A 17,586-nucleotide genomic window follows, 5' to 3' on the forward strand; every position below is an offset into this window, starting at 1 on the left:
TGCTCTTGATTAATCAGGTTCTGCATGTAAAATAGTATAGATTAATGTTTCATTTCTTTTTTCAGGAATTTACCGGTCAAACTGATCGGACTCTGGATCAGACCTTCCGGTGTTCCTTCAAAGATGATTCTTCCACCACCGGCACCACCTTCTTCACCTAAATCAATAACCCAGTCGGCCACTTTAACCACATCCAGATTATGTTCAATCACCAGTACGGTATTTCCTTTGTCTACTAACTCATTTAACACTCCCAATAGTACATTGATGTCTTCAAAATGCAGACCTGTTGTAGGTTCATCCAGAATATAGAAAGTTTTACCGGTATCTTTTTTAGATAATTCAGTAGCCAGCTTAACCCTCTGTGCTTCACCGCCGGATAAAGTAGTGGAAGACTGTCCTAATGTGATATAGCCTAATCCAACATCTTTCAACGTTTTGATCTTACGATAAATCACCGGCATATTCTCAAAAAATGTACAGGCATCTTCAATGCTCATATCGAGTACGTCACTGATTGATTTACCACGATAACGCACTTCCAGTGTTTCTCTGTTATATCTTCTGCCACCACATTCCTCACAAGGCACATGTACATCGGGCAGGAAATTCATTTCAATAACCTTCATCCCTGCACCCTGACAGGTTTCACATCTGCCACCTTTTACATTGAAAGAAAAACGACCAGGTTTATATCCTCTGATCTTGGCTTCCGGCAGCTGTACATATAAGTTTCTTATATCTGAAAAAACACCGGTATAAGTAGAAGGATTTGACCTTGGTGTCCTGCCAATAGGTGCCTGATCAATTTCAATGACCTTATCAATTTCTTTGATCCCATTGATTTTCTCATAAGGCAAAGGATGTTTTTTTGCTCTGAAAAAGTGATGGTTTAATATCGGATAGAGCGTCTCTGTGATTAAGCTTGATTTACCACTACCGGAAACACCGGTAACCGCAATAAACTTACCTAATGGAAAATCTACAGAAACATCTTTAAGATTATGACCACTTGCTTTGACAATAGACAATTTATGTCCGTTGCCTTTTCTTCTTTTTGCCGGAGTTTCTATTTCCTTACTGCCATTCAGATAAGCTGCAGTTAATGTTCCTGACTTCAGAATCTCTGCGGGTGTGCCTTCGGCAACGACCTGTCCACCATGTAAACCGGCTGCAGGACCAACATCAATTACATAATCCGCTTCAAGGATCATGTCTTTATCATGTTCTACAACCAGCACTGTATTCCCAAGATCGCGCAGGTTTTTCAGCGCACCAATTAACCGTTCATTATCACGCTGATGAAGACCAATACTTGGTTCATCCAGAATATACATGACATTCATCAGTTGTGATCCTATCTGCGTAGCCAGCCTTATCCGCTGCGCTTCCCCTCCTGACAACGTTCTTGCTGTTCTATCGAGAGAAAGATAATTTAAACCTACATCGGTCAGAAAGCCCAGTCTCGTTCTGATTTCTTTTAAAATCTCTTTGGCAATTGTATTCTGTCTTTCACTTAAACGGTTCTCCAGTTCATTAAACCATCCTTTAAGACTGTTAATGTCCATTTCAGCCAGTTCAAAGATATTTTTGCCGTCCACTTTAAAATGCAGACTTTCTTTTTTCAGTCTTGCACCATTACAGGAAGGACAGGTTTTTAGCTTACGGAAGGTATCCATATCGTCCACAGCACCTTCTCCTTTTTTCTCATTTTGTTCTTCGAGCAATTTGATAATCCCGTCAAAAGTGATCTGGTAGTTCTGTACGTTCCACTTATTATATTCAACAGCTACAGAAAGCAGGTCCGGACTACCGTTTAAAAGAATATTGATATTCTCCTCTCCCAATTTCTCTATAGGCGTTGAAAGCGAGAAATTATATTTTTTAGCCAGTGCCTTAATCACCTGGAACATCCAGATATCCCTGTATTCTCCAAGCGGAGCCAGTCCGCCATTCATAATACTTAACTTAGGATTAGGCATCACCGACTCCCTGTCAACTACAAAAATATAACCCAGACCATCACATTGCTCACAGGCTCCGTAAGGAGAGTTAAAGGAGAAACTGTTTGGCTGAGGTTCATCATAGGATATTCCTGTGGTAGGACACATCAGGAAACGGCTGAAATGAGAAACGTTATTCTCTTTATCACTGATTTTTATAATCCCCTTGCCCACACGCATAGCGGTCTGGACAGAATCAATCAGTCGTTTATGATCTTTTCTATCTACTAAAAGTCTGTCTACGACAATCTCAATATCATGAATCTTATATCTGTCAACCTGCATTTTTGGAGTCATATCCTGTATTTCTCCATCAATACGCACTTTTACATATCCCTGTTTACGAATTTGTTCAAACAGTTCACGGTAATGTCCCTTCCGGCCTTTAACAACGGGTGCAAGAATGTTAACCGCAACGCCTTCATACTTATTATAGATATTATTAAGAATCTGATCTTCGCTCATGCGTTCCATTTTCTCTCCGGTATTATAAGAGAAAGCATCAGCAGTACGGGCATACAGCAAACGCATGAAATCATAAATTTCAGTAATGGTACCAACAGTAGATCTTGGATTTTTACTTGTTGTTTTTTGTTCAATGGCAATTACAGGACTCAGTCCTGATACTTTATCAACATCAGGTCTCTCCATACCCCCCATAAACTGGCGGGAATAAGCACTGAAGGTTTCCATGTACCGGCGTTGTCCTTCGGCATAAATCGTATCAAATGCCAGAGAAGATTTACCACTGCCACTTAAACCGGTTATTACAACCAGTTGATTACGCGGAAAAGAAATATCTATGTTTTTAAGGTTGTGAACCCTTGCACCGTATACTTCAACATCTTTTTGTTCACCCAGGTCGATGGTATTTTTGCTCATATGTGTCTAAAAAATGCTATTGAAATCTTTGAAATAAAGAAAGCAAATTTGCAGCCACAAAAGTACCCATTTTTCTTTGAATAGCCTATCCGGATTTATAAATCAGCACAGGCTGTTCAAAGAAAATCAACAGGTATTAAAAGAAAGATGAGCCATTAAATATTCACTACCGGTGTTTTCCCATCTTTCTGGTTAATATGTGACACATAAGAAGCTGACATCATTTTTACACTATTAAGATGACTGTCAATATTTGATTTCAGCTCTTTTTTATCTAGCCTGCCATCAATGAAACCGAGAAACTCTTCAACTACCGCAGTCTTGGCCTGTTCAGTTAGCAGTTTGGAATCGTCAAGATCATGTTTTGCCGAAAGATCTTTCATCGTAATGACTTCTAAAGGATGCTTTCCTCCCAATATTCCGATATTACGGAAGATATAAATATCAAAATGATTATTGCCCCCGGCTTTATGATCTTTCTTACTGTTATGATGATGTTTATCCTTAGCCTGATAAGAATGGATCTGAATATTCTGAAAGGGTCCCTGCTGTATATTATGATATTCATGTTTTACCCGGCCATTCCCTTTATAAAGGTCTGCATTAGGCAAAACCCAGCTTCTTCTGCTAAAGCTATTATGCAATAAATTGATCGTGATGTTCGCAATATTCCTCTTCTCTTTAAGCATCCGTATCAGGATCGCCGCATCTACCTCTCCATAGTTTTCAAAGATGTTCATCAGCTGCTCGTCTTTATATACTTTCACTGATTCATATTCGGCATTAAAATAGCCTGCGTAATCCTGCTCATTCATCTGAGTAATAAAACCGTCTGGTTGTATCAGAGAACTGATGACCTCCATACCATCAGGTAATTTGGCCTTTATATCAGGAACATTATATAGCTGACTTACAATATCAAAAATATGATACCCACTATGAGACATCTTTCCATGTCCCTTATTATAGGAATGATAATCCTGTGAAACCATTTCTGAAGGCAGCCTCCACTGGCCGTCACTGTGACTGGAATGAATAGCAGTAACCGGGCAGTTGGTAGCCAGACTCACTTCTTTTATCTTCTCCATGACATATTGAAAACCCGGATGATATCTTCGCTGAACATTAATAGAAAAGATCGTTGGTTTTTCTTTCTGAAATTCCTGATAAAGATCAGACAGCTGCAGATAATCAGCCAGTATCCCATTGGCCTGTTCCAGATCAGAAACCGCATTTTCTCTCGTACTGACAGGCTTATCCATCAGGATATGTAACTTTAAGCTTAAAGCCCATTCCGCATAGGTATGATGAACCGAAGGCTCTGTCGCAATAATGACCGCATTAATGTGATTTTCACTAACAAAGCGGGTCAGATCATTACTCAGATCTGCCGGCAATGCACCTGTAAAAGGATCTATAAAGAGCGTATTGATTATATAATCATGTTTTTCAAAATGTTGCTCAATCTTCCGGGCTTCAGATTTAACATCGATTGCCAGAGAAATTTCAACATCAAATTTCTTCTTCAACTTAGCCAGAGCAGGCAGATATACACGTTTAGAATGAGGACCGACACCAATCAGAATTATTCGTATAGCAGATTTCATTAGAGGAGTATTTTTTAAACTCACTAAATATATACGTTTTCAGTTAGAAGAAAAACATTTCTTAATTAAGATAAAGTGAAAAAATCATGAATTCAGTGAATAAAATTTTACTTCCGAAACAACCCTGAAATATTCAATTACTGTTTTACTCTCTTTCTTGAGTTCACCTTTCTTATTGGTTATATGACTGATGTTTGTTACACTTATATAACTGACCGGATCACCAGGAGATTCATACACACGTAAAACAGCATAATGATCGCCCGGATCATCAGCAGGCAGAAAGTTTTTCAACGATCTGAAATCACCCGAATTTAGTTCAAGAGTCAATTCTTCAGGGTTTTCAATGGTTTTCAGTTTACCTTCAAGATCACGTTCTTCCATCCACATATCATTCTGTTCAGAAAACGGGCTTGTTGTTCTTCCGGAAATTGAGAATATAATAGGTATTGCAATTATAATCAAAGCCTCAATACCCCATATCACCCATAAAAGAGCACCAGAAACTACATTATGTTTTAAGGTAAAAGTCCCGGCATTATTCAGATTGAGCATTGCCTGAAAAAGCAGATCAGGATGTGTAAATACATTTCGGAAACCATTCAGATTAAAAGAAGAACGGACCCACATGCCCCCGGCCATGCTCCCTTCTGCCTCATACATTAAAGAGGCAAACAATGACCATTGTGAGTACCAGGCCAACAAACCACTGACCAAAGCCAGTAAGCGGTCATACCCTGTATTCCTTATCTTTCCTAAACCAATTGCTATAAATACAACTGCCCCAACTCCAAGCCCCAGCCCAACGGCAATAAAGAAATTCAGATAAATAAAAGGAATAAACCATTGCAGAGCGATATAAAGAATGCTGAGGATCACAGTCAGGATCACAGTCGTTATCAAAGAAATAACAATACCCTTTACTGGTATTTTGCCCGATGGTTTATAGTATAAATGCTCCATATCATATTTTTGCTTATGATATAAAGCTAAGCTTATTTTGAATCTTCAGCGAGTGGTCTGACATATTGTAATAAAGTAACGAGCATTTTCCCTGGTTCTTCAAATGGAATTAAATGCGCAGAATTTTCAAACCAGATCCCTTTTTTCACAGGCGCCTGTATTTTACTCAGCCATATTTCTGTCGGTACTGATGGAGTTGTATAATCATATCTTCCCATAAACATAAATACAGGAATTGGAAATCTTTGAATGTTCTTAAAATCTACTTCCAGAAATTCAGGCAGCACATTACCTAAAGTAAGCATACTACCCTTGTTTATAGCTGAGACTTCTTTTTCATTGTATTCAGGAGAAAGAAGAGGTGCATTGAAATAATACCTGAAATCAGCTGTAAAAGCACTCAATCCACCATAATACTGTGCCCACTTTCTTGCAAGAATAATGCGTGGTCTGGTAACGGGTAAATTTCCCGGATATGGTGATATAGATTTTAATTCTTTTAGTGCTGTATCATTTTTGAATTTCACAGCCTGTGAGATCGCATATTCAACGCTTAAACGTTCATTGTCCCTGGTATTAATAATCTGACCTATTCCAACATAAGCATAAAATAAATCAGGACGCGTCAATGCTGCCTTCATACCAATAATTGTTCCCCAGCTATGCCCAATCAGGATAACTTTCTTTACCTGATAATGCTTTTTTACGAATTCAGCCAATTCAATTGCATCACGAACATAGTTTTCTATTTTTATCGAATTGCGGATTGAATCCGGAGAAATTTCAAGATAAGTCTTTCCTGAGCCTCTCTGATCATAATTAACGACTGTAAAATATTCTTCGACAGGTCGCTGAAATGTCCAGATCAGAGGTGTCATCGGAGAAGCCGGACCACCATGAACGAATATAATTACAGGGTTATTACGACTTTGTCCCCGAACAGTGACCCATTGATTAATCCCTCCTATTTTAACTTTATAACTTTCCTGTATTCCATTTGGATTAACAATCTTCCCAAGACCAGCTATAATTTCTTTTCCTTCAGCATAAGGATCCTGCTGGGGTATCTTGTTTTGCCCTACCGCAAGCAGAGAAAATGAGGTTAGATAAATCAACGCGATTAATAAAGTACGCATAAGTTTCCTGGAATTAATATAATACTGATTAGAAACAAATTAGTCAATTTAGTTACGTCGATATTAATATTCTTATTCACAAAAAAAGCCGGCATGTGCCGGCTTTTTAATTTCATGTTATTGATCTCTTATTCCTGATTCGTATTCATAGCCAATACGCCTTTAGATTCGCGATAGCCATAACGTGACGGATCCTGTATAATCTGTTTCATTGAGATAAGCTTGTAAACATAACCACCTGTTTCACGATTAAGCTTCATTTTGAAATAATTATCCTGATTTTGTCTGTTGATCTGCTTTCTCATATGGTTATCACCCACATTATAAGCTGCTGCGACCAGGGTCCAGCTATCAAAAACACCATACAATTCTTTAATGTATTTGCAGGCTGCTATAGTAGACTTACGCAAATTTTTACGTTCATCTACTTCAGAGTTCACTTTTAGTCCGTAAGTACGTGCTGTACCTGGCATAAACTGCCAGAATCCATTTGCTCCTTTTGGAGACATTCCACCCTGTAAACCAGATTCAACAAGGGGCATGTATTTAAAATCGTTGGGAATACCATATGCAGCAAGAATCGGTTCAATAATAGGGAACCATTCTGCAGCCATTCTGTGTAAACGATTTGTCTGGAGATTACTGTAACTATATCCCGCAAGAACTCTTTTCATTTTTTGCTCCACCTTCCTGTCACCAAGAGGTAAAGTTTCTTCTGCGAAATTTAACTGAGCCATCAGATTTACAGGCTCTTCTGTAATAGTAGTGGTAGTAGTGGTAATACTTTTTGTAGTGTTATTAAGTCCTTTTTTTTGACTTTTAAATGCTTGGGGCATGTTGTAAGCAAACACTTTTGCCATAACCAATAATCCTAAAATTATCGAACATGTTATTATGTGTTTCTTTATCATTTTCCTCCTTTTTTTGGTGAACAATTATAAAACGCCTGCAAATGTACCTTATATTTATCTAATTATCAACATTTTACAGAAATAAGCAATAAAATCAACGTTTAAACACCCATAGAGCATGATTTTATTTTTATCTGGCATGCTGAAAATATAAATGAGTAATTGCGCGATTTTTATTAAATTTGCACCCCGCATTAATTATGTGGTTAACAGCGTATCATGACAAATAACAACAACAGGAACAGTCGGGATGACAAGTCCAAACCGGGAAACCGAAGCACAACAGGTAAAGGTCGTAGTGGAGCAGATAGTTCTTACAAAGGCAAAAGCAAGTTTGGAGATAAAGAAGGGAACGACAAAAGTAAGTTTGGTGCTGGAAAGGATAATTACAGACCAAGAGCCAGTAAAGATGGCGATGATTTCAAATCAAGACCTCCAAGAGACAGCGACAGCAGTTTCAGACCAAGAACAGGCAGAGACGGTGAGGCTAAAGGCTTCTCCTCAAGACCTCCAAGAGACAGCGACAGCAGTTTCAGATCAAAACCAGGCAGAGATGGTGAGGCTAAAAACTTCTCCTCAAGACCTCCAAGAGACGGCAACAGCAGTTTTAAACCAAGAGCAGGCAGAGATGGCGATTCCAAAAGTTTCTCTTCAAGACCTCCAAGAGATGGTGAGGCTAAGAGTTTCTCCTCAAGAGGTGCCGGTGGCAAAACATTCAAACCACGTGCATTCAAAGAAGGCAGTTCAAAAGAAATGCCAAGAAATGAAGGTCGTAGTTATATAAAGAAAGACAATTTCAGTACTGATGGTGAAAGACCATTCAGAACTTTCGACGATAAGAAAAACACTTCCAGAAGTACAGATAGCAGACCTTTCAGAAAAAGAGAAGAAGGCGCACCGGCAAAACCATATTCAGGTTCACCTAAGCCTTATGCTCCTAAAGCACCGGTAATGCGTGCCAGAAAGGAAAGCAACACTATAGATGATGGAAAGATTCGTTTAAACCGTTATATCGCTAATTCAGGTATCTGTTCACGTCGTAAGGCAGATGAGCTGATTGCCGCTGGTGTGGTTTCTGTAAACGGAGTTCCGGTTTCTGAACTGGGACATAAAGTAGACCCGGGAAAAGACGAAGTACGTTATAACGGTGAGTTACTTAAACGTGAAAAGAAAGTTTATGTACTCTTAAATAAACCTAAAGATTATATTACTACTACCGATGATCCTCAGGAGCGTCGTACAGTAATGTCTTTAGTAGAAAAAGCAAGCAGAGAACGTATCTATCCGGTTGGACGTTTAGACCGTAACACCACAGGACTTTTATTAATGACCAACGATGGTGACCTGGCAGATAAGCTTTCGCATCCAAAAAATGGTATTACTAAAATCTATCACGTTGAGTTAAGCAAAAGTTTAAGTCAGGGTGACCTGAACAAAATTCAGTTCGGATTGGAATTAGAAGATGGTATTATTAAACCAGATTCTGTATCTTACGTTGCCGGAGGTTCTAAACGTGAGGTAGGTATTCAGATTCATAGTGGTAAAAACAGAATCGTCCGCAGAATATTTGAGCACCTGGGTTATGAAGTTGTCAAATTAGACCGTGTGGTTTATGGCAATCTGACCAAAAAAGATCTTCCACGTGGAAGATGGCGCTTTTTAGAAGAACATGAACTGATACAGATTAAACATCTGATTCAATAATTATAGGCTAAAATATGAAGAACCTGATTTGTCTGTTAACCGCTACCGTTTGTTTTTTATCTGCTAAAGCACAACAGGAAGACTATCATCTTGTTATTGGAACATATACTGCTCCTGGTAAAAGTGAAGGAATCTATGTTTACGATTTTAACACATCTGACGCTGCACTCAGATTAAATAATGTAGAGAAGAATGTGATTAATCCAAGCTTTCTTACCATTACACCAGACAGGAAATTTGTTTACGCGGTAAATGAAGATGGAGACAAAAGCATGGTTAGTGCTTTTAGCTTTGATGCGGTTACAGGAAAATTAGGTTTTTTGAATAAACAAAAAGCAGAGGGAGCAGATCCGTGTTATCTGATTGCTGATGACAAAAATGTGCTGACCGCTAATTATAGCGGTGGCAACATTGGTGTCTTTGGCAGAGAAGCGAACGGTGCGCTGACTCCTGCTAAACAGGTAGTTCAACATACAGGCTCAAGCATTAACAAAGCCAGACAAAGCAGTGCGCATGTTCACATGGTGCGTTTTAGCCCTGATCATCGTTATATAATTTCCAATGATCTTGGAAAAGATATGGTTTACACCTACGCTTATCATCAGGACTCACCAAATGAAGTTCTGGTTTTAAAAGACAGTATCAGTGTTAAACCTGGTAGCGGCCCAAGACATATCATCTTTAGCAGCAATGGTAAATTTGCCTATCTGATACAGGAAATGACTGCAGAGGTAACTGTTTTCAGTTATAACGACGGTATCTTCAAGAAAATACAGGAGATATCTATGCTGGCTAAAGATTTCAAAGGGGAGAGCGGAGCTGCAGACATACAACTTTCTGCTGATGGAAAGTTCCTGTACGTAAGTAACAGAGGCACTGCCAATACCATTACTACTTTTGCTGTTGAAAGTAACGGACACCTGATTAATAAAGGTCTGACCAGTACTTTAGGTAAAGGCCCGAGAGCTTTCGTAATCGATCCAAGTGGTAATTGGTTATTAGTTGGTCATCAGTACACAAATGATGTAGTCATTTTTAAACGTAATAAGGCTACAGGCGCATTAAAAGACAGTGGAAAGAGAATCAGTGTAGGTGCTCCGGTTTGTTTCGCTTTTGTACTCAAAGACAAATAATAGTTTAAACAGATACTTAATTAATAAAAAAAGCCCGGTAATTGATTACCGGGCTTTTTTTATTAATAACAGGACAGCATTTAAAGTACTGCCTGCAGTTCAAGATTCTTTGCTATAATATCATTATAATAATCTACGTATAAAGGCAGTATTTTTTTCAGATCAAAATCCTGTGCTCTTTTAAAAGCATTTTCTTTAAACCTGTTTAAAACATCGTCATCTTCAAGAATCGCAATCGCTTTGGCTGCCATATCATCCACATCACCAACGTTGCTCATATATCCGCAAAAGCCATCTATATTCAATTCGGGCAGACCACCAGCATTCGAAGTAATGATCGGCACTTTGCAGGCCATTGCTTCAAGAGCGGCAAGTCCGAAACTTTCCGTTTCGGAAGGCATCAGGAATAAATCAGCTACCGAAAGGATTTCTTCCACAGCATCCTGTTTTCCTAAAAAACGGACATGATCACAAATACCAAGATCCCTGCATAACATCTCATTATTGGCGCGGTCAGGTCCATCTCCTACCATCAGTAATTTAGAAGGGATTTTGTTCAGAATAAGTCTGAACATTTTAATCACGTCTGCTGTCCTTTTTACTTTACGAAAGTTAGACGTATGGATCAGGATTCTTTCATTATTAGGCGCTATAGCTTTTTTGAAATGATCTTTTGGTTTAAGGCTAAATCTGCTGAAATCAATAAAATTCGGGATTACCCTGATCTCATTGGTAATATCAAAATGATTATTGGTATCTTCTTTCAGGTCATTTGAAACAGTAGTTACCCCATCAGATTTATTGATAGAGAAAGTAACCACAGGTTTGTAAGTAGGATCTTTTCCAACTAAAGTAATATCAGTTCCATGGAGTGTAGTTACAAACGGTATATGTATACCATAAGTTTCCAGGATCTGTTTTGCCATAAAGGCAGCAGAAGCATGTGGAATTGCATAATGTACATGGAGGATATCCAGTTTTTCGAACCTTACCACATCTACCAGTTTACTGGCCAGAGCAGACTCATAAGGTGCATAATCAAATAATGGATAATCCCGGACAGATACTTCATGATAATAAAGGTTAGCAGAAAAAAAGTCTAACCTCGCAGGCTGGCTATAGGTGATAAAATGGACCTGATGTCCTTCATCGGCCAGTGCCTTTCCCAATTCTGTAGCGACAACACCGCTACCACCAAATGTAGGGTAACAAACAATACCTATTTTCATTGGAATATAATTGTTTTTTTAATTGTAATGAAGCTATCATGTGCTATCCGTTCTGTATTCATTTCAGTTCAAGTTCTGCTGCACATGATGATTTCAACAACAGTTTTCATTAAACTGTTTCAACCGCAAATAACAGTACTAAAACTGATCTTTATGTTAAACAATTGCAATTATTTGATTTGCGACAGAATTACTTTTTCATTTCGGCCTGAATGACCAGAAGCATTTCATTTGGTCTTTGCGTACCAATATAATATTCCAGACCATCACGGTCTGTCAGCACAACTGCATCCTTACCTGAAGAATAAAAACGGATACTACCTTTACGATGCAGATTATAAACCGGGTTATTAAAAAGATAACTACTGTAAGTATCTTTTCTTACATCAGTTATACTATTTAAATCTATCTTGACTTTTTTTGCTGTCCACAGCCCATCAATGATCATACTTTTATTATGAATAATGGTTTTATACTGAATCAGGAATAATAAGGCAATGGATATACCAATGATACCAAAGCCTACTACAAGGAACAAATCCTGTGTATTGTCGCGATCTCTTTCATATACATATGCACCAAAACAGAAAGCGGCCATCAATAACCGGATACAGATCCTGATATAATCCCTGCCTATATATTGTTTCTCCAGAAAAGCGTACTTATTGCCCATTTAATTTAATTTCTGTTCGAATATAGCGACTTTTTTTGTTGTAGCAGTTACTTTATATCTATTGTCCTGCCTTAAACCCGCTACCCATACCACTTCTCCGTTTCCATTAATCAGAATTGGAATACTATCTTTTTGGGGCAGAGGTATTTTCTCATCAATAAAGAAATTGCTCAGCTTTTTATAATTTCTCATTCCTATAGGCATAAAACGATCCCCTTCCTGCCAGGTTCTGATAACTACCGGAAAGATCAGTTTATCTGCATCTATAAATGCTTTCCGGGGATTATTTTCAAATACAATCTGCTCAGAATATGAAATATCAAAAACCTGATTCCCAAATATTACCTCCTTATCATCCGGATGAATAATACCGTTCAGACCAGTTCCTTCCTTTTCAATTGCAGTCAGTAAAAGCTTACCTCTGTTTAATGTCAACCGGTGCCCCGTGCTATAGAAAGAAGTACCACTCTGTTTAGATAAGGAGTTCAGTATATCCTCTACTACCGTTTCTGTAAAACCGTAGGGTTTAAGCAGCTCAAACAAAAGCAACCGTTTAGGATTCAATGCTTTAATTTTATTTAGCGACAGATACATACCGTCTTTCTTTTCCTCAAAAATCTCTTTTCTCAATTGAATCACGTGCTGCTGCAAAACCATTTCAGTTTCCGCAAAACGGAGAATATTATGTTCGAAAGTCTGTTCAAGATTAGGATTAATCTCCTTAAGCAGAGGAATCACGCCCAGCCTTAGCTTATTTCTGGCGTAAGCAGTGCTTGAATTAGAACTGTCTTCTACAAAATCATAATTATGCTGCTGAATTGCCTCATCGATATCAGCACGCGACAGGAACAGCAAAGGTCTGATCAGACGATCTCTTTTTGATGAAATACCATGTAATCCTGCTATGCCGGTTCCTCTGACCAGGTTCAGTAAAACTGTCTCTATAGCATCGTCCTGATGATGAGCAACAGCAATATAATCATAGGCTTCCTGCTGTCTGAGTTCTTCGAACCAATGATACCTTAAATCTCTGGCAGCCATCTGCGTGGAAACCCGATGTTCAGCGGCATACGTTTTAGTAGCAAAATGCGTTACATACAACGGTACTTCCAGCTGAGTAGCCAGAGAACTTACAAAACGTTCATCTCTTTGTGACTCTTCACCCCTCAGTCCGAAATTACAATGTGCTATTCCGAATTTAAATCCTGCCAACTTAAAAAGATGAGCCATCAACACAGAGTCCTTACCTCCGCTTACGGCTAACAGAATTCGCTGATCCGGATTAAATAAGGAATTCTGACCGATATAACCGAGGAAATTTTGTAAGGGTAACATTCTCCAAAAATAACGATTTGAGGCCAAAAAGCGGTACAAACTAATTATTAGATAAATTTAAAACAGGCGCTTATAATGGTAAGCAAAAAACTAACTTTGTATTGTGCAAAAAATACACATTTCCAGTAAAATAAATACGTTTTTTAACATTCATGGTATGATCATGAATTCATTATATGCTAATCTGACTATAAAGATTACAGGGTTTATCCTGTTTTTCTTATTTCCATTGTGCCTTTCCGCACAGCAAAATGTAGTACAATCTGCGCAGCAGCGGACAAAGATTATTCTGCAGAGCTCAGAGAGAAGTAAAATTATTCCCAAAACAGATATCACCTATCTGAGAAAACCAGTATTCAGGCAGGATAACGCTATTCTGACTTGTGACAGTGCCGTTTTCTACACTGCAAAAAATTACTTCGAAGCATTTAACAATGTACATATCAACCAGGCAGATACGATCAATATCTATTCAGACTATCTCACCTATGACGGAAATGCCAAACTGGCTCACTTAACCAGTAATGTCCGTTTACTGGACAGAACCTCTGTACTCACTACCAATATACTTGACTATGCCATGGGACCAAAAGTCGGAACCTATGTAAGCGGAGGTAAAATTGTCAATAAAGATGCAACCATTACGAGTAAAAACGGTTATTATTTTGCTAATAGCAGGGATGCCTATTTTCGTTTTAACGTACTCGTTGTAACAGATCAGAGTACAATAAAATCTGATACTTTAAGATACAACACCTTCAGCAACTGGGCTTATTTCTATGGCCCTACCAATATCAGAGAGAAAGACGGCGGTAATCTTTACACCGAAAACGGCGCATATAATACAAAGACAACCTATGCCTATTTCGGAAAAAACAATCTTTACACATCCGGCAGTAAATCTCTGAAAGGTGACAGCCTGTATTATGACGGACGTGCAGGATATGGTAAAGCAGTAAGAAATATTGTTTTTAAAGATACCATCGATAAAATGCTGATGCATGGTCAGCTGGGTTTTTATTATAAGAAAGATCAGCGGACACTCGTTACCAAAAATGCCTATGCGGGTATTGGAACCAGTGATTCCATTACGGTCAAAGACGTGAAACGGGCAGACACATTATGGTTGGGTGCCGATACACTGGAGACACAAATGGTGCTTCAAAAGACTTTAAAACTGATCAAAGCACCAGTGATCAAGAAAGATAATGAACTGGGTGAGGAAGACCGGGAAGGCAGTAAGGTGGGTAGTAAAAAGAAAGGTACAGATACTAAAAAACCAGTTGTTCCTGCTGCTAATGGCAAAAACCCTAAAACACCGGCCGATGACAAGAAGAATCAGAAAAACAATGATAAACCTGTTTTAACTGCAAAAGACAGCTTAAAAAGAGACAGCCTCCTTAAAGCGAAAGTTCCGATAAATAAAATTGACTCCATTCTTAAAAAGACAGCAGAACTGCGGGTCTCCGATCAGCTAAAAAAGGCAGGAGGCAAGGATAAACCCGATCTGCCCGGGCTAACTGATTCACTGAAAAAGAAAGCCATCATACTCAAAGGCATAGATTCCGTAATTAAAAAAGGCATCCCGGCTGCTGGTACATTAAAAGGCGATAGTCTGAAAAAGCAAATTAACTTAAAGACTGGCCTGACCTTAAAAGGTGATACGGCAAAACTTAAAACCGACACGGCAAAGCTTAAAACAGATACCTCGAAAATTAAAAGCGGAATAAAGGGGGCAATTAAAAAAACAACCAAAGACAGTTTGCCATTTAACCCGGCAGACACTGTTCTTACCCGAAGTATCAAAGCTTATCACCATGTCAACGTATTTAAAACAAATATGCAGGCTAAGGCAGACTCTCTGTTCTATACCAGTGCAGATTCGACCTTAAGGTGGTATAAAAATCCTATTATCTGGTCTCAGAATTCTCAGCAGACCGGAGATACTATTTATCTGCAGCTTAGAAATAAGAAGATAAATTCCGTACAGGTTATTCATACTGCATTTGCGGTCAATGTAGATACTGACTCTGCCAAATTCAATCAGATTAAAGGAAAAATGATTACCGGCTTCTTTAAGGACGGAACATTAACCAGCATGTACGTAGATGGAAACGCTGAAAGTGTGTATTTTACGAAGACTGATGATGGTAAAAAATATGACAAAATGAATCAGACTATCAGCAGCAGGATTAAAGTCAATTTCAAGAAAAATGAGATCTCAGATGTAGTGCCTATCAAAGATGTAGAAGGTGCAACTACTCCTGTAGCTGATATTAAACAAGATGTAATCCTGACTGGCTTTATCTGGAAACCTGAATTACGACCACGTTCAAAAAGAGAAGTCACTAATCCAAAAGTAGTTGCCAAAGCAAAACCAGTTATAAAAGCAGGAGCAAAAACCACAGGAAAAACTACCGGAAAAACAGCTCCGGGGACAGCGGTTAAACCTGGTGCAAAAGCAACAGATAAGCCTGCAGTTAAAGACCTGAAAGATTCAGCAATTGATGCCATTGGCGATCAGATTCCGGGAGCTAAAGGCCTTATCAAACAAGCCACAAAGGATGTGGATTCACTTACCCTGAAAAAGGCAACAGATAAACTGGCTCCGAAGAAGAACATAGATTCCCTAAACAAGCAGGTTGATTCTCTGAAAAAGAATGTCAATCCATTGAAGCTGGCAGAGAAGATTCCGTCAAAAATTACAGATACAGTTAAAAAAGTTTTACCTGCACTGATTAAAAAAGCTGATTCTTTGTCTAAACAGCCTGTTCCTTTAAAAAAGCAATAAGTTTACGCATGGCTATGGCGCGGTGGCTGATTTTATTTTTCTGCTCCATATCCATTTCAGCAAAAGTTTCCTGATAACCATCAGGCTGAAAAATGGGATCATAGCCAAATCCATTTTCACCAGTCGGAGATTCTCTTAATGTACCATTAATAACACCCTCGAAGAGAAATTCTTCTCCATTACGGATTAGTGAAATCACTGTAATGAAACGGGCAGCTCTGTTCTGCTGTCCCTGCATTTTCTGTAATACCAGCGCAAGATTTGCTTCATCCCCTCTTTCGCCCGCATAACGTGCAGAGTAAATACCAGGCTCATTATTCAGTGCTTCAACTTCCAGTCCGCTATCATCACCAAAACAGTCAAGATTGAAATTTTCTACCACAAAGCGGCTTTTTAATCCTGCATTTCCGGCAAATGTATCTGCTGTTTCAGGAATATCAGTTGTGCAGCCAATATCTTTCAGATTCAGCACTTCATACTGACCTGACAATAACGAACTGACCTCTTTAGTTTTATTGATATTATTGGTAGCAAAGACTATTTTACTGATCATATTGAGAGTTTCTTAAGACTACCCCACAATGTTTTTTTCCCTATCTGATCATCAGCCAGCTGATCCAGATTTCCCGAAAAAATAAGTTGTGCGGCATCTTGCATAATAATTTCGTTAACAGGGTGCTCCCCCATTCCCAGATGCAAAGGCGTGACACCAAAAGAAAGGACAACGTTAAGTTTAAAAAAGCTTTTAAGTTCTTCAAATCCCGTCTGCATACAGGTAGCATAATTCAGCAGGGCAAAGTCATTTGCAGTTAGCTGAAGTGCTTTCACAATATTCCTGAGTAATTCTTTTCCTTTATCTGTACTGACCTCATTTTGTTCATCATTTACCAGGATAAGGATGTTTTTCTGATTCTTACCCAGGTATTTAAATGCCACAGTTTTTACAGCCGGTTGTTTCACTTCAATGACAGGGGCTGCATGTCCGGGCACCTCATTGACAGCTCCGCTAACAGAGACTGTGGTTTCTGCAACAGCAGTTATATGCTGTGCAGCAGGAGCTGACACAGATTCAGCCGATATTTCAGGAAGTATTTTATCATCACTATTGACCAGGTAAATATCTTCAGTAAAAAATAAACGAAGAGCTTCTGCACTGGTGGTTAACTGTTCACCCATGAATTATGCCTTTTTTGGGAAATAATTTTTGTGTTAAAATTAG

13 protein-coding genes are annotated in these 17,586 nt (G+C 38.7%); 3 read left to right on the plus strand and 10 right to left on the minus strand.

Annotation, left to right across the window (positions count from 1 at the left end; translation table 11 throughout):
- Window positions 1-41: 41 nt before the first annotated feature.
- From uvrA to PL_RS12730, 5 genes are all read right to left on the minus strand, one after another.
- Entirely contained in the window at window positions 42-2,885 is a 2,844-nt protein-coding gene (uvrA, locus tag PL_RS12710) for an excinuclease ABC subunit UvrA (RefSeq protein ID WP_041883706.1), read from the minus strand.
- A 155-nt stretch (window positions 2,886-3,040) separates the two neighbouring features.
- Window positions 3,041-4,492, minus strand: coding sequence for a Gfo/Idh/MocA family oxidoreductase (locus PL_RS12715; RefSeq protein ID WP_041883708.1), 1,452 nt, complete (start codon window positions 4,490-4,492; stop codon window positions 3,041-3,043).
- An 84-nt stretch (window positions 4,493-4,576) separates the two neighbouring features.
- Window positions 4,577-5,455: a hypothetical protein gene (locus tag PL_RS12720; RefSeq protein WP_041883711.1), complete on the minus strand. Its 879-nt coding sequence runs from the start codon at window positions 5,453-5,455 to the stop codon at window positions 4,577-4,579.
- Window positions 5,456-5,487: 32 nt separating this feature from the next.
- A complete protein-coding gene (locus PL_RS12725) occupies window positions 5,488-6,591 on the minus strand; it encodes an alpha/beta hydrolase (protein WP_041883714.1) in 1,104 nt (367 codons plus the stop codon).
- A 128-nt stretch (window positions 6,592-6,719) separates the two neighbouring features.
- Window positions 6,720-7,427 (minus strand): lytic transglycosylase domain-containing protein, encoded by a 708-nt coding sequence (locus tag PL_RS12730; protein WP_235324588.1) that lies wholly within the window; start codon window positions 7,425-7,427, stop codon window positions 6,720-6,722.
- A gap of 294 nt (window positions 7,428-7,721) precedes the next feature.
- Here PL_RS12730 and PL_RS12735 point away from each other — a divergent pair, with 294 nt between their 5' ends.
- Both PL_RS12735 and PL_RS12740 read left to right on the plus strand, forming a co-directional pair.
- Entirely contained in the window at window positions 7,722-9,206 is a 1,485-nt protein-coding gene (locus tag PL_RS12735) for a pseudouridine synthase (RefSeq protein WP_041883716.1), read from the plus strand.
- Between the two features lie 14 nt (window positions 9,207-9,220).
- Window positions 9,221-10,339 (plus strand): lactonase family protein, encoded by a 1,119-nt coding sequence (locus PL_RS12740; RefSeq protein ID WP_041883717.1) that lies wholly within the window; start codon window positions 9,221-9,223, stop codon window positions 10,337-10,339.
- A gap of 80 nt (window positions 10,340-10,419) precedes the next feature.
- Here PL_RS12740 and bshA read toward each other — a convergent pair whose 3' ends face one another.
- The 3 genes from bshA to tilS form a co-directional block, all read right to left on the minus strand.
- On the minus strand, window positions 10,420-11,568 hold the full coding sequence (gene bshA, locus PL_RS12745; protein ID WP_041883719.1) for an N-acetyl-alpha-D-glucosaminyl L-malate synthase BshA: 1,149 nt from the start codon (window positions 11,566-11,568) through the stop codon (window positions 10,420-10,422).
- Window positions 11,569-11,758: 190 nt separating this feature from the next.
- The gene (locus PL_RS12750) at window positions 11,759-12,241 is read right to left on the minus strand and encodes a hypothetical protein (RefSeq protein ID WP_041883721.1); all 483 of its coding nucleotides are present in this window, start codon (window positions 12,239-12,241) and stop codon (window positions 11,759-11,761) included.
- Window positions 12,242-13,576 (minus strand): tRNA lysidine(34) synthetase TilS, encoded by a 1,335-nt coding sequence (gene tilS, locus PL_RS12755; RefSeq protein WP_348621842.1) that lies wholly within the window; start codon window positions 13,574-13,576, stop codon window positions 12,242-12,244. It abuts the gene before it with no gap.
- 163 nt (window positions 13,577-13,739) lie between these two features.
- Between tilS and PL_RS12760 the strand changes: the two genes are divergently transcribed.
- Window positions 13,740-16,367: an OstA-like protein gene (locus tag PL_RS12760; protein ID WP_082035979.1), complete on the plus strand. Its 2,628-nt coding sequence runs from the start codon at window positions 13,740-13,742 to the stop codon at window positions 16,365-16,367.
- Here the strand turns inward: PL_RS12760 and rdgB are convergent.
- Complete coding sequence (gene rdgB, locus PL_RS12765) at window positions 16,336-16,917, minus strand: RdgB/HAM1 family non-canonical purine NTP pyrophosphatase (protein WP_235324589.1); 582 nt, start codon at window positions 16,915-16,917, stop codon at window positions 16,336-16,338. The two genes, PL_RS12760 and rdgB, sit on opposite strands and share 32 nt — an antisense overlap.
- Window positions 16,917-17,543: a hypothetical protein gene (locus PL_RS12770; RefSeq protein ID WP_041883727.1), complete on the minus strand. Its 627-nt coding sequence runs from the start codon at window positions 17,541-17,543 to the stop codon at window positions 16,917-16,919. The genes rdgB and PL_RS12770 overlap by 1 nt, the downstream gene beginning before the upstream one ends.
- Window positions 17,544-17,586: the final 43 nt, after the last annotated feature.

It is taken from the genome of Pedobacter lusitanus (assembly GCF_040026395.1).
Classification (GTDB): Bacteria; Bacteroidota; Bacteroidia; order Sphingobacteriales; family Sphingobacteriaceae; genus Pedobacter; species Pedobacter lusitanus.

Bases quoted from the DNA above. Each gene is read 5' to 3' on its own strand.
- PL_RS12760 (WP_082035979.1), top strand. From the start codon at position 13,740: ATGAATTCATTATATGCTAATCTGACTATAAAGATTACAGGGTTTATC.
- uvrA (WP_041883706.1), bottom strand. From the start codon at position 2,885: ATGAGCAAAAATACCATCGACCTGGGTGAACAAAAAGATGTTGAAGTA.
- PL_RS12750 (WP_041883721.1), bottom strand. From the start codon at position 12,241: ATGGGCAATAAGTACGCTTTTCTGGAGAAACAATATATAGGCAGGGAT.
- bshA (WP_041883719.1), bottom strand. From the start codon at position 11,568: ATGAAAATAGGTATTGTTTGTTACCCTACATTTGGTGGTAGCGGTGTT.
- PL_RS12740 (WP_041883717.1), top strand. From the start codon at position 9,221: ATGAAGAACCTGATTTGTCTGTTAACCGCTACCGTTTGTTTTTTATCT.
- PL_RS12725 (WP_041883714.1), bottom strand. From the start codon at position 6,591: ATGCGTACTTTATTAATCGCGTTGATTTATCTAACCTCATTTTCTCTG.
- PL_RS12715 (WP_041883708.1), bottom strand. From the start codon at position 4,492: ATGAAATCTGCTATACGAATAATTCTGATTGGTGTCGGTCCTCATTCT.
- PL_RS12770 (WP_041883727.1), bottom strand. From the start codon at position 17,543: ATGGGTGAACAGTTAACCACCAGTGCAGAAGCTCTTCGTTTATTTTTT.
- PL_RS12730 (WP_235324588.1), bottom strand. From the start codon at position 7,427: ATGCCCCAAGCATTTAAAAGTCAAAAAAAAGGACTTAATAACACTACA.
- PL_RS12720 (WP_041883711.1), bottom strand. From the start codon at position 5,455: ATGGAGCATTTATACTATAAACCATCGGGCAAAATACCAGTAAAGGGT.
- PL_RS12735 (WP_041883716.1), top strand. From the start codon at position 7,722: ATGACAAATAACAACAACAGGAACAGTCGGGATGACAAGTCCAAACCG.
- tilS (WP_348621842.1), bottom strand. From the start codon at position 13,576: ATGTTACCCTTACAAAATTTCCTCGGTTATATCGGTCAGAATTCCTTA.